Here is a 16,026-nt window from a genome sequence, read left to right as displayed (position 1 = left end):
ACGAGCCGGAAACGGAATCGTTTACGCCAGACGTTAACCGGCTCCGATCTCGAAGGGAATCGCCATGAAGTCCGTACAGACGCTGCTCTCCGCGAAGCCCACCCTCTGGTTCCTGTTTCTGTTCAACCTCGCCATCGCGCTGGCGGTCGGCTTCGAACCGGTGGCCGACAGCCTCGGCCTCGCGGGTGTCCAGCAGATAGTCACCTGCGTCGGCATGGGTCTGGTCTCGCTGGGTGCGGGCGCCGCCCTGCTGCGCAGGCGCCTGCAGCTCGTCTGACCCGAACCACGAGAACTACGAAAGAGAGTCAGCCATGTATGTACCCGAGAGCGTACTGGTAGTCGGCGCCTCGGCGGCCGGACTGTCCACGGCGGAAGCCTTGCTGCGCAACGGATATCAGGGCAGCATCACCATCCTCGGCGCCGAACCCGAACTCCCCTACGACCGGCCGCCGCTGTCCAAGCAGATCCTGGCCGGCGCCTGGGAAGCCGAGAAGGCGCAACTGCGCCCCACCACGCATCTGGCCGCGATGCCGATGGACCTGGTGCTCGGCGAGACCGCGGTCGCCCTCGACCCGGTGAACCACATCGTGCACGCCGAATCCGGACTGTCCGTGCAGGCCGACGCCGTCGTGATCGCCACCGGGGTGCGCGCCCGCACCCTGCCCGGCGCGGACGCCCTGGCCGGTGTACACGTACTGCGCACCCTCGAAGAGGCAATCGCCCTGCGTGCGGACCTGCTGCGCGCCACTCGGCTCGTGGTCGTCGGCGAAGGCGTGCTGGGCTCCGAAATCGCCGCCACCGCAAGGACTATGGGCCTGGACGTGACCATGGTCGGCCCACTGTCGGCCCCCATGGCCGGACAGCTCGGACCGGTGATCGCACCGCTGCTCGGCGATCTGCACACCGAACGCGGGGTGCGGTTGCGGCTCGGCACCGGAGTCAGTGAGTTCATCGACGACGGCGGCCGGGTCGGTGGTGTGCGACTGGACACCGGTGCGGTACTGCCCGCCGATGTCGTGGTGGTCGCGGTCGGCGCGGTTCCGGCGACCGATTGGCTGAACGACAGCGGACTGACGCTGGACAACGGCGTGGTGTGCGACTCCTATTGCCGTGCGGCCCAAGGTGTTTACGCCGCGGGTGACGTCGCCCGCTGGCACGACGACCACGTGGGCGGTCTGGTCCGGATGGAGAACCGCACCAACGCCACCGAACAGGCCGCCGCGGTCGCCGCCAATCTGCTCGGCGCCGAACAGCGCTACACCCCGGTTCCCTACTTCTGGACCGATCAGTTCGACACCAAGATCCAGGTCCACGGCACCCTGCCGACCGGAGCGGACGTGGAGATCGTGGACGGTTCCACCGACACGCGCAGATTCGTCGCCCGCTACACCCTCGACGGCCGGGTCACCGGCGTCGTCGGCTGGAACATGCCCAAACAGACCCGCCTGCGCAGGCAGGAAATCATCGACGCCCGGTCGGTCGCGACCAGCCGGCACTGACAGCGAGGAGCATCACATGAAAGTCACCATCGACGAAGACAAGTGCGTCGCCTGCGGGCAGTGCGTCGCCGTCGCCCCCGATGTCTTCGACCAGCGCGACGAGGACGGAATCGTCATCCTGCTCGACGCCGACCCGCACGAGGACCAGGCCGCCGACGTCCGGGAGGCCGCCGCGGTCTGCCCGGCACTGGTCATCACCATCCAGGAATAACCGTCCGCGAAAGGAAAACCCATGTCCGAGTCCATAATTGCCGCGGACCTGCCCGAATTCCCGATGGCGCGGACCGCGGGCTGCCCGTTCGGGCCGCCGCAGCGGCAGCGCGAACTGCAGGTCGTCTACGGCACGCTCTACCGCCGCATCCCCACCCTCCGCCTGGCCACCTCCTTCGACGACATCGAATTCAAAGAAGACCACTTCGCCCACGGCGTCCACGCACTACCGGTCACCTGGTAGCTCACGAAAGGGATTGATCACCATGACAAAGGAATTGACCGGCAAGGTTGCCATCGTCACCGGCGGCGCATCGGGAATCGGGCGCACCACCGTCGACAAATTCGTCGAAGAGGGCGCTCGCGTCGTCATCGCCGATATCAACGTCGAACAGGGTGCGGCCGTGGCCGCCGAGTACGGGCCCGAGGTGCTGTTCAAGCAGACCGACGTCGCGGATTCCGCGCAGATCGAAGAGCTGATCGCCTACACGGTGGCGCAATTCGGCGGACTGCACATCATGTTGAACAACGCGGGTATTCCGACCGTGATGTACCCCCACTTCCTCGACGATCCGCTCGACGACTTCCAGCGGGTGATGGCCGTCGATCTGCTCGGCGTCATGCTCGGCACCCAGCACGCGGCCCGGTATATGGCCGCCAACGGCGGCGGCTCGATCATCAACACGACTTCCATTGGCGGCATCCAGGCGGGCGTCGGCGAGGCGACCTATCGTGCGGCGAAGGCCGGTGTCGTCCACTTCACCAAATGCGCCGCCATCGACCTCGCTCGTTACGGCATTCGGGTCAATTGCATTGCACCTGGGGCGATTCCGACCCCGATCATGGGCAGTACACTCGCCCATCTGGCCGACGGCGAAGATATGACGCAGCAGCTGCGCGAGGTCATCAAGACCATCCGGCCGCTGCGACGCGAGGGCTCGGCCACCGATATCGCCGAGGCGACCGTGTTTTTGGCCGGTGACCGGTCCGGCTATATCACCGGCACGATATTGCCGGTCGACGGCGGCATCGTCGCGGGCCAGGCGATGAATGCCATCGCCGATATCGTGGAATCTCGCGCCAACGCCCTCACGGCGTGACCCGCTTCGACAGGGGCGGCACCAGTGGTGCCGCCCCTGCCCGATGCGGTTCAGCCCGCGGTCATTTCGAGCACGATCTTGCCGGTGGTGCGGCGTTCGGCCACATCGGTCAACGCGGTGGCGATATCGGCGAGCGAATGGATCTGGGATACGAGCGGGCGCATCCCGTCGCGAACCATCGCGGCGAGCGCGCGATCACCCTCTGCCACAGCATCTTTGGCGTACTGGCGCAACATCCGGATCTCGAAGCCCCGCACGGTCGCTTCCTTGAGCAGTACGAGATTCAGCGGAATGCTGGGAATCTTCCCGTCGGCGTAACCGACCGTGACGAACCGGCCACCGCGCCGCAGTCCGCGCAGGGCGGCCTCCGAGTAGTCGCCACCCACCGGATCGATCACCAGGTGGACTCCTTCGCCGCCGGTCAGCTCGCGCAACCGCTTCTTCAGATCCGCACGGACATAATCGATTCCGGCCTCGGCGCCGAGCTTGCGCGCGACCACGAGCCGATCTTCGCTCGACGCGGCCGCGATCATATGCAACCCCAGCCGGGTGCCGACATCGACCGTGGCCGAGCCGACCCCGCCCGCGGCGCCGAGCACCACCGCCCACTCCCCCGCTTTTCCCTCGCCGATGGTGACCAGCGAGTGGTAGGCGGTGGCGTAGGTGACGTGGAAAGCGGCGGCGTGGACCATGTCGAGACCGTCCGGAATCGGGCGCAAACCCGCGGCGGGGGCCACGACCTCTTCTGCGAACGCACCGCCCATCACCGCTCCAGCCACCGGCGAACCTACCGGCGGGCCGGACACCCCTGGACCCAAAGCTGTTACAACACCGGCGAATTCACTGCCGGGTGTGAAGGGCAGCGGCAGGGATACCTGATATTTGTTCGCGATGAGCAGTACATCCGGGTAGTTGACCGCAGCGGCATGCACGCGGATCAGCACTTCGCCGGGACCGGGCTGAGGATCGTCGAGCTCGACGACCGAGAGTCCGCCGGGCGCACCGTATTCGGTGCAGCGCGCCGCCCTCATCGGGTCCGCCCAACCGACGGCATCGCCGGATCGCGCGGCAGGCCGAGCACCTGTTCGGCGATGGTATTGCGTTGGATCTCCGCGGTTCCCGCGCCGATCGTCGAGGCCCGGGTGCGCAGAAAGCCCCACACCCAGCGCCCGCGCTGTACGGCGTGCGGATCGCGCCGACCGAGCACACCGTAGGCGCCGAGCATATCGACGGCGAATTCGTGCAGGTCCTGTTCGAAGGTCACGATGAACAACCGCGATGTCGACGATGCGGGCCCCGGCTCCCCCTTGGCCATGATGTCGGCGATCGTGCGCATCCCCGTCAGCCGCATGATCGACACCCGGATCTCGAAGTCCGCCAAGCGATCACGCACCAGCGGATCCGCGGTCGCCCCACGCTCGTGCGCCAGCTCGATCAGCTCGTCCAGTACCCGCCGATACATCGCGGCCTGGTTCATCGCCCCGGCCGCGCGCTCATGGCCCAGGCTGGTGCGCACCAGCGGCCACCCGCCGTTTTCCGTGCCGATCCGATTGGCGACCGGCACCCGCACATCGCTGAAGAAGATCTCGCAGAAGTGCGCGTCGCCGGTCAGGTCGCGCAGCGGCCGCACACTCACGCCGGGCGCGTGCGCATCGATCAGCAGATAGCTGATTCCCTCCTGCCGCGAGCCCGGCGGACCGGTGCGGACCAAGGTGAAGATGATGTCGGCGATATCGGCCGCGCTGTTCCACACCTTCTGCCCGTTGACCACATACTCCGCATCGGGATCATCGGGACCGCCACCCTCGAGCCGCGCCGAGGTGCGCAGCGCGGGCAGATCCGATCCGGCGCCCGGCTCGGAATAACCCTGCGCCCAAACCATATCGCCGCGCAACATCGGAGCCAGGAAGCGCTGCTTCTGCTCGGCCGTACCGTATTTGATGATCGTCGGCGCAGCGATGCCGAGCCCGGTCCCCAGCGGACCCGGGACCCGGGCCCGCGCGTACTCCTCCTGATAGACCACCTGACGGCCGAAGCTCAGGCCCATCCCACCGTATTCCCGCGGCCAGCTCGGACCGGCGTATCCGGCGTCGAAAAGCGTTGCCAGCCAGGCCTTCTGCCAGGCCAGCCGCTCGGCCGGATCCTTGGGCCGACGGCCGGGATGATGGTCGGTCAGGAACGCCCGCAGGCGCGCCCGGAACTCCTCATCGGTCTCGACCTGCTCCTCGGTGAACGTGAGAGTCACCTGGCTCCTCCATGGTTGCGATCGATGCGGCGGTCAGCGCGGGGCCATGCGGATGGCGCCGTCGAGCCGGATGGTCTGACCGTTGAGGTAGGGGTTCTCCAGCATCTCGACGGCGAGACGGGCGTAGTCGTCACCGTCACCGAGTCGCTTGGGATGCGGCACGGTGGCGGCCAGGCTTTCGCGGATGTCCTCGCGCAGCCGGGCGAGCATCGGGGTGTCCATGATGCCCGGCGCGATGGTGTTCACCCGAATCTGCCAGCTGGCCAGATCCCGGGCCCCGACCAAGGTGATACCGTGCACGCCCGCCTTGGAGGCGGTGTAGGAGGTCTGCCCGATCTGGCCGTCGAACGCTGCGACCGATGCGGTGAGGACGATGGCACCGCGGTCGCCGTCGACGATTTCGTTCGCCGCCATGCGGGCGGCGGCCAAGCGCAGCACGTTGTAGGTGCCGATCAGATTGATCCGCACGACCTCGGCGAAGGTCGCCAGGTCACCGGGGTTGCGATCGCGGTCGATGATCCGGACCCGATCGCCGCCGCGGCCCGCGCAGTGCACGACGAAACGCAGCGGACCGCTCTTTTCGGCGGCGTCGAGGGCGGCGGAGATCTCGGTCTCGTCGGTCACATCCGCGCGCACGAACTGTGCCGCGTCGCCGAGTTCGGCGACGGCCTTGGCGCCCTGCTCTTCGGAGATGTCGGCGAGGACGACGCGGCCGCCGCGGTCGATGATCCGACGCGCGGTGGCCAGGCCGAGCCCGGAGGCGCCGCCGGTGACCAGCGCCGAGGAACCGTCGATGTGCATACCAAACTCCTTATAAGCCAAGGGATTTACTGATGATGGTCTTCATGACCTCGCTGGTGCCGCCGTAGATGCGGCTCACCCGGGCGTCGGCGTAGAGCCGGGCGATCGGGGATTCGAGGATGTAGCCGTAGCCGCCGTGCAGTTGCAGGCAGCGGTCGACCACACGGCCCTGCATCTCGGTGCAGAACAGCTTGGTCTTGGCCGCATCGACAGGACTCAACTCGCCCGCGACCAATGCCGTGATGGCCGCGTCGAGCATGGTCTGGGCAGCCTCGACCTCGGCGGCGATGGCCGCGAGTTCGAATTTGGTGTTCTGGAAGTGCGCGACCGGTTTACCGAATACGGTCCGGTCCCGGACGTAGGTGATAGTCATTTCGAGCGCGGCCCTGGCCTGCGCGACCGCACCGACCGAGATGGCCAGCCGCTCCTGCGCCAGATTGCGGCCGAGGTAGGAGAATGCCTCGCCTTCCGCGCCGAGCAGATTGGCGACGGGGACCCGCACATCGGCGAAGGACAGTTCGACGGTGTCCTGCACGGTGAGACCGAGTTTGTCGAGTTTGCGCCCGACGGTGAAACCCGGCATCCCCTTCTCCACCACCAGCAGGGAAAGGCCCGCGCGGCGATTGTCCGGATCGGTGCTGGTCCGTGCGACGACGATGACCAGGTCGGCGTGATAGCCACCGGTGATGAAGGTCTTGGCTCCGTTGAGCACAAAGTGGTCGCCGTCGCGGACCGCCTTGGTCGCGACACCCGCCAGATCCGAACCGGTCCCCGGTTCGCTCATCGCGATCGCGGTGTAGAGCTCCCCGGAAGCCAGACCCGGGAACCAGCGGGACCGCTGGGCGTCGTCGGCCAGGCCGAGGAAGTACGGGACGACGATGTCGAGGTGGGTGCGCAGGCCGCCGAGCGTCACGCCCGCCCGCGCGCACTCCTCCTGGAGCACCACGTTGTAGCGGTAGTCGTCCTGACCCCCGCCGCCGTATTCCTCCGGGATCGCCGTGCCGATGATGCCGAGCTTGCCCAGCGAGGTGAACAGTTCACGGGGAACCAGGCCCGCCTCGCGCCACTGCTCGTACTCCGGGACCACCTCGCGGGCGAGGTAGTCGCGGACCAGGAGGCGGAAGTCCTCATGGTCCTGGGTGAACAGCGTCCGGCGCATCCGGTTACCTCCTCGTGGCGAGCGCGGCGCGGTGGACCGCCAAGGGCCGCCGAGCCGAATTCAGTATACGCATTCATTCGGAAAATTAGCCAAATTAAGTATACTGTTCTGAATCGAGCGACCTGAGAGCGGCGCCGATCGACGGCCAGTGCGAAGGAGAAGATGTGTCGGACGAAGTGCTTGTGGAGCGCCGTGGCGCGGTCCAGGTCATAACGATCAATCGCCCGACGGCGAAGAACGCGCTCAATGCCGGGGTCGCGGCCGGGGTGGCCGCCGCTATCGACGAGCTCGACCAGTCGGACGAGTTATGGGCGGGCGTGCTCACCGGCGCAGGCGGGACGTTCTCGTCCGGAATGGATTTGAAGGCGTGGCTGCGCGGTGAGAGTCCCGCGATCGAAGGCCGCGGCCTGTGCGGGATCACGATGACGCCGCCGCGCAAACCGCTGATCGCCGCGGTCGAGGGTTGGGCCGTCGCCGGTGGCTTCGAACTGCTGCTGGCCTGCGATCTCGTGGTCGCGGCCCGCACCGCGCGCGTCGGCGTGCCCGAGGTGAAGCGGTCGCTGGTCGCGCGTGGCGGCGCCGCGCTGCTGCTGCCGCGGCGGGTGCCGTACGCGATCGCATTGGAGTTGCTGCTGACCGGTGATCCGATCGGCGCCGAGCGGGCGGCCGAGATCGGCCTGGTCAATCGGCTCACAGAAGAGGGCGGCGCGCTCGAAGGCGCCTTGGCGCTCGCCGAAACGATTACGGCGAACGGACCTTTGGCCATCGCGGCGACCAAAGAGATCGCCCGTTCCAGCTCCGACTGGACCCTGGAGGAGGGCTGGGCCAAGCAGGTCGACATCGCACAGCCGGTGTTCTCCTCCGCCGACGCCGTCGAAGGTGCCACCGCCTTTGCGGAAAAGAGGGCACCGATCTGGAAAGGTCGCTGATGTCCGGCGGACCGCTGGCGGGCTGCCGGGTGGTCGAACTCGGCGGCATCGGCCCCGGTCCCTTCGCCGGGATGTTCCTCGCCGATCTCGGGGCCGAGGTCGTCCGGGTGGATCGGCCGGAACGCGCCGATGAGCCGGATGCGAGCGGCCCGGCCAATGTGACCGATCGCGGGAAGCGGTCGGTGGTGCTCGATCTCAAGCACCCGTCGGGTCCGGCCGCACTGCTCGACCTGATCGAACGCGCCGACGTATTGATCGAAGGATTTCGGCCCGGGGTCACCGAGCGTCTCGGTATCGGGCCACACGAATGCCTGGCTCGCAACCCCCGGCTGGTCTACGGCCGGATGACCGGTTGGGGTCAGGACGGCCCGCTGGCCGCCGCGGCCGGGCACGATATCGGTTATATCGCCCTCACGGGGGCGCTGGGCGCGATCGGGTCCGCGGGCGGACCACCGCAGATCCCACTCAATCTGGTCGGCGATTTCGGAGGCGGCGGTTGCTATCTGGTGATCGGAGTGCTTGCCGCGCTGTATGCCGTCGAGCGGACCGGCCGCGGCCAGGTCGTCGACGCGGCCATCGTGGACGGCACCGCGCATCTGCTCGCGAGCACCTTCGCCAAACTCGCGCGTGGCGCGTGGACCGACGAGCGCGGGGTCAATCAATTGGACGGCGGTTGGCCGTTCTATTCCGTCTACGAGACCAAAGACGGTCGGCACATGGCGGTCGGCGCACTGGAGGCGAAGTTCTACCGGCAGCTGATCGAACTGCTCGGCCTCGATATCGACCCGGAACAACAGCACGATCGGGCGACGTGGCCGAAGCTGCGAAATATGTTGGCCGAACGATTCACCGAGCGCACCCGCGACGAATGGGCTCAACTGTTCGAGGGGACCGACGCCTGCGTCGCCCCCGTCCTCGGCCTCACCGAGGCGGCGACCCATCCGCACCTGGCCGCGCGCGGCAGTGTGATCACCCGGGACGGTGTGGTCCAACCCGCTGCGGCACCGCGGTTTTCGGCCACCCCGGCGCAACCCGGCGCGACCGCACCGGTCATCGGTGCCGACACCCGCGCGGTATTCCAGGATTGGGGCATCGGCAGCGGCGACGAACTCGTCCACAGCGGTGCCGCCAGGCAGGCGAGCCGAGAGGCAACCAACACCAGACCGGGTCGCCACCGTGCCGACCCGCAGGACTGAGGAGGTCCATATGAGAGACGCCGTCATCGTCGATGCGGTCCGCACCCCGATCGGTAAGCGCAACGGCACGCTCGGGCCGGTACACGCGGCCGATCTGTCCGCGAAGGTGCTCAATGCGCTGGTGCAGCGCAACGGGATCGATCCCGCCACCGTGGACGACGTGATGTGGGGCTGTGTCACTCAGATCGGCGACCAGTCGAGCAATATCGGCCGGTTCGCCGTACTCGCGGCCGGATGGCCGGAACATGTGCCCGGCGTGACGATCAACCGGGCCTGCGGCTCCAGCCAGCAGGCCATCGACTCCGCGGCGCACGCGGTCATGGCCGGGCAATACGACCTCGTGGTCGCCGGCGGTGTGGAAACGATGACCCGCGTTCCGCTCGGATCGCACCGGACCACGGGGCAGCCGTACGGTCCCGCCGTGCTGGCCCGCTATGACAACTTCGACTTCAACCAGGGCATCGGCGCCGAGTTGATGGTCGAACGGTGGGGCTTCACCCGCACTCAGCTCGACGAGTTCGCGGCGAGCTCGCACGCCAAGGCGGCCGCGGCGATCGACGAAGGCGTCTTCGACGACCACATCGTGCCGATCGAGGTCGACGGGACCAAGTTCACCGTGGACGAAGGACTGCGCCGCGGCACCACGGCAGAAAAGCTGGCGGGGCTGAAGCCGTCGTTCAAGCCTGACGGCGCGATCCACGCGGGCAATTCGTCCCAGATCGCCGATGGTGCGGCCGCACTGCTCATCACGACCACCGAACGGGCACGCGAACTCGGTCTCACGCCGATCGCGCGCTATCACTCCGGCGCGGTGAGCGGCGCGGACCCGATCCTGATGCTGACCGGGCCGATCCCGGCGACGGAGAAGGTGCTGCGCAAGGCCGGACTGTCCATCGGCGATATCGGTGCGTTCGAGGTCAACGAGGCGTTCGCGCCGGTACCGCTGGCCTGGCTGACCGAAACCGGTGCCGATGCCGAAAAGCTCAATCCGCTCGGCGGTGCGATCGGTGTCGGCCACCCGCTCGGCGGTTCGGGTGCCATTCTGATGACGCGGCTGCTGGCACAGCTGCGGCGGGAGAATCTGCGGTACGGATTGCAGACCATGTGCGAGGGCGGCGGCACCGCCAACGCGACCATTATCGAACTGCTGCACTGAGATTCGAGGAATCCCACATGACGTCGTCCGCCCCGGATCGCCCGCTTCCGCAACCGACACTCGCGAGCGCCGAGTTCTGGCGATCCGGTGCCGACGGCATACTCAGGATTTCGCACTGCGGCGACTGCGGGCGGTTCTTCCATCCGCCGATGCCGGTGTGCCCGTCCTGCCGCGGGCGTGCGGTGTCGCTCGCGCCGACTTCCGGGAAAGCCGTGGTCGTCGGGTTCAGCGTGAACCATCAGGTGTGGTTGCCGAAGTTCCCGCCGCCGTACGTAGTGGCGGTGGTCGCGCTCGCCGAGGACGATAGGGCGCGGCTGACCACCAACATTGTCGGATGCGAGCCGGACGACGTGCACATCGGGATGCGGGTGCGGGTGCGTTTCGAACAGGTCGATGAGCTGTACCTTCCCCTGTTCGAGCCGGACCCGGAGACCGAGGGGCCCGGGCCGTTACCCGAGCCGCGCGAAGTCCGAAATGCGCTGCGGCCCATGGCTTCCCCACATAAGTACGAGGACAAAGTCGCACTCACCGGCGTCGGGCAGTCACAAGTGGGCCGACGGCTCATGGTCGACCCGATCTCGCTGACCGTCGACGCCTGCCTGGCCGCGGTGGCGGACGCCGGACTCGACCTGAGCGAGATCGACGGGCTGTCCACCTATCCGGGAGCAGTCCCTGGCGGTTTGAGCGAAGGCGGCATCACGGCGCTCACCGAGGCGCTGCAGTTGACTCCGACCTGGGTCAACGGTGCGCGTGAAGTGCCGGGGCAGATCGGCTCGATTACCGCCGCGATGCTCGCGGTCGCGGCCGGGCTGTGTCGGCATGTGCTGTGCTTCCGCACGGTCTGGGAGGCGTCGCACAGCGCGCTGCTGCGGTCGGGCCAATGGCATCCCGACGGTGGCCGCGCGAGCGGAATGATGGAGTTCCGGGCTCCTTTCGGTGCCATGTCGGCCGCGCAATGGATCGGCTGCAACGCCTCGCACTACATGCACCGCTACGGTGTCGGGCGCGAAGCGCTCGGTGCCATCGCGGTCACCGCACGCGCGGGGGCGGTCCGCAACCCGGAGGCCCTCTACCGCGACCCGCTCACCATCGACGACTACTTCAACGCCCGCATGGTGACCACCCCCTTCGGGCTCTACGACTGTGATGTGCCGTGCGACGGCGCAATTGCGGTTGTGGTCTCGGCGATCGAGACCGCCGATGACCGCCCGCACCCACCGGTGCTGGTCGAGGCCGTCGGCACCGCGATCCTGGAACGGCTCAGCTGGGACCAGGACACCCTGACCCACACCCCGCAATCCCGCGGCCCGTCGGCCCACCTATGGACCCGCACCGACCTCACCCCCGCCGACGTAGACGTCGCCCTCCTCTACGACGGCTTCACCTTCAACGCCCTGTCCTGGATCGAGGGTCTCGGCTTCTGCGGCCTCGGCGAGGCAACAGATTTCATCGCAGGCGGCAAAACCATCGCCCTCGACGGCCCCCTCCCCCTCAACCCCCACGGCGGACAACTCTCAGCCGGCCGTCTCCACGGCTACGGCTTCGTCCGCGAGGCAATGCTGCAATTGCGCGGGAATGCCCGCGGGCGTCAGGTCGATGACGCGCGAGTTGCGGTTGTGACCGCGGGCGGCGGTGTCCCTTCCGGGGCGATGCTGCTGAAACGGGCGTAGTCGACGAATTGGCGGCCGTCAGTAACGTCATTGGTCACGTCCGCGCGAGCCGTCAGTGGTTCACATGCCATCGACCGGCAAGGACGGTGCCGGGATCGCCCAACGCGCGTAAGTGTTTTCGGGCGACACGGTGATCACGTCGCACACATTCACCAGTTCCTCGGGCACGGTCCCGCCGAGATGGTCGGCGCTGGGCACAATCACCGCGTCGACATCCACCTGCCGAACCACGGTCAGCAGCCGACTCATCGGTTGGTCGGTCGCGTCGCTGAAGACCACTGTCTTCGCGAGGTCATACCCGAGTCGCTTTGCGCGACTGCGGATCTGGTTTTCGTCCCAGACCTGAGAGATGCCGGATACCTCGCGGCGCAGGTAGCCGACGGCGGTGGGCCGCGCCCTCATCGACCCGTACCGTTCGTCGACGCACTCAGCTGGCTCAGGTACTCGCGGTAAACCGGAGTCGAAAGCAGCGCAAGCCCCTGGGTCGTGATCCGCCAGACCGCTGGCGTTCGTCTCGAACCAACCACCCACCCGGCATACGAATGCACCTCGAGTGCGGCACGAACCGTCCTCGAAGACAGGCGGGTTTCGCCACACAGTCGCCGAACGGTAAGCGCCTCAGTAGGTTCCAGTCCAGCCAGCACCGCCAAGACTTTGGCCTGTGGTTCGGTCAGCGGCATCGAGCAGCCCTCCCTCGTCGATGGACAGGCAACCCGAGGCCAAGGCGAAACACCGACCCCGAGCACCTATTTCGGACATTAGGAAGATTTGACCTACCACCGATAGGAAATTACTTGAGATTGCTTGCAGTTGAGGCAATAAATGGGAGCTGAACATGGAAAATAACAGGGCCAGTAACCTGCGCCAAGCAAGGAGGGGACCCAGTGGAGATACGGCTACTCGGCGGACCGACCGGCGGCAACGGTTCGCCCCGACTCTGGGCAACCGACCGCGACAGCATCCTCGTTCAAGGCTGGAGAACCAGAGAGGACGACAGAATCGAGATACCGCACCAACTACTTGGATACCTCGATCTCGAAACCTGCCTCGGGGCCGATCTCCATAACACCGGGCACGGAACATTCACGGTCTCCGGCACTGTGGTGGATGACCCAGATGTACTGCGCACCATGCAGATTCCCGCCCACGAGACCGCAATCGAAGTTCCAGCCGTGACAGCGAGGTACTCTCATGCTCTTTCGCCCCAAGTTCGATGACCTATTCCGCACCTACAAGCGCGCAGTTCACCTCGAGGTGCAGGACACCTATGGCGTCGCGTCCGAGAACGAGCAACTCGTCAAATTCCTTGCAGGCGAACCAACGAGCTATCCGCCCGACTGGCAAGCCTGGGATTCGTTCGTCAAAGAGGTAACCGACGCGGGCACCGAGATACAGCGAATCCGTGTCGTCACCGAACCCCATACCGACTACACGCGATTCCTGCTGCATCACACCGACCGCAACGTCGAGGCGGGTGAGCAGGTCCGCTACCTGCCGCGCCATCGCATCGAGCCGTCGACATACACGGTCGACGACTGGTGGCTCTTCGATGACACCGTCCTCGCGTTCTCGGTATTCTCACCCGATGGCGAATGGGCGGGCGGCGCGATCACCGAGGATCCGGTGATAGTCGAGCGCTGCGTCGAAGTCCGGGACCGGCTGTGGCCGTTAGGGATTCCGTTCGAGGTATATCTGAGTGACCAGGGTTGACGAGGCAAGGGAGGCACTCGGGGTTCGACTTCGCGAACTCCGAGTCGCTTCCCGCAAGTCTGGCCGTGGACTGGCCGCCGAGGCGGGTTGGGATGCGTCGAAAGTCTCGAAGATCGAACACGGCAAGCAACTGCCGTCCGAGGAAGACCTCGCCGTCTGGTGCCAGCTCACCGACAACAACCTCGCGCTGCCCGACCTGATCGCCACGGTGCGGAACGTGAGCGCCGCGTACCTCGAATGGCGACGGATCGCGGCAACAGGCCATTCTCGGCGGCAACGTCAAAGCATCGAGACCGAAGCCGCCGCACAACTCATTCGCGGCTACGACTGCCTGCTGCCGCCAGGGCTGTTACAGACACGCGACTACGCCGAAGCGGTCCTGCGACGCTGCATCCGATTCCTCGGCGGACCCGACGACCTGGACGAAGCGCTGGCCGCCAGGATGAAACGCCAGCGTGTTCTCCGCGAAGGAGTCCACCGGTTCCACTTCTTGATCGGCGAATCCGCCCTCTACACCTCAGTTGGCGACGAGGACATTCGGCGCGGCCAACTCGACCACCTACTCGACATGATGAAGCTGAGTCGCCTGGTCATCGGCGTGGTGCCGAACACCGCCGAGTTCTTCTACGAGACAACGAACTTCCTGTTCTACGACGCCAAGCTGGTCCAAGTCGAGACCATCAGCGCCGAGTTGACCGTTCGCCAGCCACGCGAATTGATCCTGTACGAGCGCGCATTCAAGGCACTGTCCGACCAGGCCGCCTACGGCGACCAGGCTCGCACACTGATCACCGCCGCATCGAAGCAGCGTCGAGGCTAGGCACCCTCCTCGTAGGCCTTCATCAGTTCGCGCCGCAGGATCTTGCCGCTCGGCAGGCGGGGCACTGCCTCGAACGAAACCGATTTGGGGCATTTGTAGTGGCCGAGGTGTTCGCGGCAGTAGGCGATCAGGGCTGCGGCGAGATCTGGGCTCGGGGTGGCTGGGGCGGCGGGTTGGACGACGGCGTGTACGCGTTGGCCGAATTCTGGGTCGGGGATGCCGATTACGGCTACGTCGTCGACTGCGGGGTGCAGGGTCAGGACGTCCTCGATTTCTCGGGGGTAGATGTTGACTCCGCCAGAGAGGATCAGGTCGGTGCGGCGGCCGGATAGGTAGAGGTAGCCCTCCTCGTCTACGTAGCCGAGGTCGCCGAGGGTGTTCCAGCCTTTGGCGTTGTATGCGCTTGCCGTCTTGTCGGGGTCTCGGTGGTAGGAGAATTGGCCGGCGTCGCCGAACCAGATGGTTCCGATTTCGCCGGGCTTCAGTTCGTTGCCGTCGTCGTCGCAGATGTGTGGGATGCCGCGCAGTGGCTTGCCGACCGAGCCCTTGTGGGTCAGCCAGGTCGGGGTGTCGATCATGCAGAATCCGGTGCCCTCGGTGCCGCCGTAGAACTCCACCAGCTTCGGACCGAACCAGTCGATCATCTGCTCTTTCACCTCGACCGGGCACTGGGCGGCGGAGTGCACGACGGCACGCAGACCGGATACGTCGTAGCGCGCCCGCACCGTGTCGGGGAGTTTGAGCATGCGGACGAACATGGTCGGTACGAACTGGCCGTGTGTTACGCCATGTCGTTCGATCAACTGCAATGCTTGCTCGGCGTCGAATTTCTCCATCACCACGGATGTTCCGCCATTGCGAATGGTGCCGATGGTCCACGCCAGCGGCGCGGCGTGGTAGAGCGGGCCTGGACTGAGATAGACGGTGTCGCGGGCGAAGCCGAAGGCGGCGGCCATCCGGTGGTCGATCGGCAGTCCCGCGCCGAACGGCAGACCGGAGATCTCGGGCAGGATCCCCTTCGGTCGTCCGGTCGTACCGGACGAGTAGAACATGTAGTACCCCTCGGACTCGTCCTCGATCGGATCGGCCGAATAGCCCGCGATCGCGTCGTCGAGGCTTTCCATCCCAGAAACGTCGCCGGTGACGATCCGCTCGAGGCCGGGCAGGGCACGACCGATCGCCGCGGCCGAATCCTCCAGGGCAGGCACGGAAAACAGTATCCGGGCTTCGCAGTTCTCGACGATGTAGATCGCCTCGGACTCGGACAGATGCCAATTCACCGGCGTGTAGAACAGGCCCGACCGCTGGGCGGCGAACACGATCGGGAACAGGTCGATCGTGTTGTCGAACAACAACGCGATGTGGTCACCCGTGCGCAACCCCCGCGCCCGCAGCATCCGTGCGATCCGATTCGAACGCGCCTCGAGCTCGCGGAAGCTCAGCGTGTCACCCGAACCGCCCATTCTGATCGCGGGCTTATCCGCCAGCTCGGCCGCCAGTGTTGTGAGCCGCATCGCTCGCTCCTGATCGT

The 16,026-nt window shown here is 66.5% G+C and carries 16 protein-coding genes and 1 pseudogene; 11 read left to right on the top strand and 6 right to left on the bottom strand.

The features are described from left to right. Positions 1-64: 64 nt before the first annotated feature. The 5 genes and pseudogenes from ACZ60G_RS27555 to ACZ60G_RS27535 all read left to right on the top strand — a co-directional run bounded on the left by ACZ60G_RS27555 (position 65) and on the right by ACZ60G_RS27535 (position 2,809). A complete protein-coding gene (locus ACZ60G_RS27555; protein ID WP_433526196.1) occupies positions 65-277 on the top strand; it encodes a hypothetical protein in 213 nt (70 codons plus the stop codon). 34 nt (positions 278-311) lie between these two features. Next, positions 312-1,499 carry an NAD(P)/FAD-dependent oxidoreductase gene (locus tag ACZ60G_RS27550; protein WP_465813581.1) on the top strand — a complete coding sequence of 396 codons (1,188 nt, stop codon included), beginning with the start codon at positions 312-314 and terminating at the stop codon, positions 1,497-1,499. A gap of 16 nt (positions 1,500-1,515) precedes the next feature. Further along, complete coding sequence (locus ACZ60G_RS27545; protein ID WP_465813580.1) at positions 1,516-1,710, top strand: ferredoxin; 195 nt, start codon at positions 1,516-1,518, stop codon at positions 1,708-1,710. A gap of 111 nt (positions 1,711-1,821) precedes the next feature. Next, positions 1,822-1,953, top strand: a pseudogene (locus tag ACZ60G_RS27540) (cytochrome P450); the annotation flags it as partial. A gap of 22 nt (positions 1,954-1,975) precedes the next feature. Then, positions 1,976-2,809, top strand: a complete 834-nt coding sequence (locus ACZ60G_RS27535) for an SDR family NAD(P)-dependent oxidoreductase (RefSeq protein WP_465813579.1) — start codon at positions 1,976-1,978, stop codon at positions 2,807-2,809. A 50-nt stretch (positions 2,810-2,859) separates the two neighbouring features. Here the strand turns inward: ACZ60G_RS27535 and ACZ60G_RS27530 are convergent, their stop codons facing one another. From ACZ60G_RS27530 to ACZ60G_RS27515, 4 genes are read right to left on the bottom strand one after another with little or no spacing between them, the layout of a single operon-like run. Beyond that, positions 2,860-3,840 carry an NADPH:quinone oxidoreductase family protein gene (locus tag ACZ60G_RS27530; protein ID WP_465813578.1) on the bottom strand — a complete coding sequence of 327 codons (981 nt, stop codon included), beginning with the start codon at positions 3,838-3,840 and terminating at the stop codon, positions 2,860-2,862. After that, entirely contained in the window at positions 3,837-5,054 is a 1,218-nt protein-coding gene (locus ACZ60G_RS27525) for an acyl-CoA dehydrogenase family protein (protein WP_465813577.1), read from the bottom strand. The genes ACZ60G_RS27530 and ACZ60G_RS27525 overlap by 4 nt, the downstream gene beginning before the upstream one ends. A 33-nt stretch (positions 5,055-5,087) precedes the next feature. After that, positions 5,088-5,855, bottom strand: coding sequence for an SDR family NAD(P)-dependent oxidoreductase (locus tag ACZ60G_RS27520; protein ID WP_465813576.1), 768 nt, complete (start codon positions 5,853-5,855; stop codon positions 5,088-5,090). Between the two features lie 10 nt (positions 5,856-5,865). Further along, on the bottom strand, positions 5,866-7,014 hold the full coding sequence (locus ACZ60G_RS27515) for an acyl-CoA dehydrogenase family protein (protein WP_465813575.1): 1,149 nt from the start codon (positions 7,012-7,014) through the stop codon (positions 5,866-5,868). Positions 7,015-7,178: 164 nt separating this feature from the next. On the opposite strand from ACZ60G_RS27515, the gene ACZ60G_RS27510 reads away from it, so the two are divergent. The 4 genes from ACZ60G_RS27510 to ACZ60G_RS27495 are packed head-to-tail and all read left to right on the top strand — an operon-like array spanning position 7,179 to position 11,965. Next, entirely contained in the window at positions 7,179-7,943 is a 765-nt protein-coding gene (locus tag ACZ60G_RS27510; protein ID WP_465813574.1) for a crotonase/enoyl-CoA hydratase family protein, read from the top strand. Continuing rightward, entirely contained in the window at positions 7,943-9,139 is a 1,197-nt protein-coding gene (locus ACZ60G_RS27505; protein ID WP_465813573.1) for a CaiB/BaiF CoA transferase family protein, read from the top strand. The genes ACZ60G_RS27510 and ACZ60G_RS27505 overlap by 1 nt, the downstream gene beginning before the upstream one ends. A 10-nt stretch (positions 9,140-9,149) precedes the next feature. After that, positions 9,150-10,295, top strand: coding sequence for a thiolase family protein (locus ACZ60G_RS27500; protein WP_465813572.1), 1,146 nt, complete (start codon positions 9,150-9,152; stop codon positions 10,293-10,295). Positions 10,296-10,312: 17 nt separating this feature from the next. Then, on the top strand, positions 10,313-11,965 hold the full coding sequence (locus ACZ60G_RS27495) for a thiolase C-terminal domain-containing protein (RefSeq protein WP_465813571.1): 1,653 nt from the start codon (positions 10,313-10,315) through the stop codon (positions 11,963-11,965). A 60-nt stretch (positions 11,966-12,025) separates the two neighbouring features. On the opposite strand, the gene ACZ60G_RS27490 is transcribed toward ACZ60G_RS27495, so the two are convergent. Continuing rightward, positions 12,026-12,367, bottom strand: a complete 342-nt coding sequence (locus ACZ60G_RS27490; protein WP_465813570.1) for a recombinase family protein — start codon at positions 12,365-12,367, stop codon at positions 12,026-12,028. Between the two features lie 789 nt (positions 12,368-13,156). Here ACZ60G_RS27490 and ACZ60G_RS27485 point away from each other — a divergent pair. Both ACZ60G_RS27485 and ACZ60G_RS27480 read left to right on the top strand, forming a co-directional pair. Next, a complete protein-coding gene (locus ACZ60G_RS27485; protein WP_465813569.1) occupies positions 13,157-13,675 on the top strand; it encodes a DUF6879 family protein in 519 nt (172 codons plus the stop codon). Then, positions 13,662-14,495, top strand: coding sequence for a helix-turn-helix domain-containing protein (locus ACZ60G_RS27480; RefSeq protein WP_465813568.1), 834 nt, complete (start codon positions 13,662-13,664; stop codon positions 14,493-14,495). The genes ACZ60G_RS27485 and ACZ60G_RS27480 overlap by 14 nt, the downstream gene beginning before the upstream one ends. On the opposite strand, the gene ACZ60G_RS27475 is transcribed toward ACZ60G_RS27480, so the two are convergent. Next, on the bottom strand, positions 14,492-16,009 hold the full coding sequence (locus tag ACZ60G_RS27475; RefSeq protein WP_465813567.1) for an acyl-CoA synthetase: 1,518 nt from the start codon (positions 16,007-16,009) through the stop codon (positions 14,492-14,494). The two genes, ACZ60G_RS27480 and ACZ60G_RS27475, sit on opposite strands and share 4 nt — an antisense overlap. Positions 16,010-16,026 lie beyond the last annotated feature (17 nt).

This window comes from Nocardia sp. NPDC102475 (genome assembly GCF_055584605.1).
The sequence above is the reverse complement of the archived record's forward strand: the minus strand, read 5'-3'. Positions and strand labels throughout refer to the sequence as shown.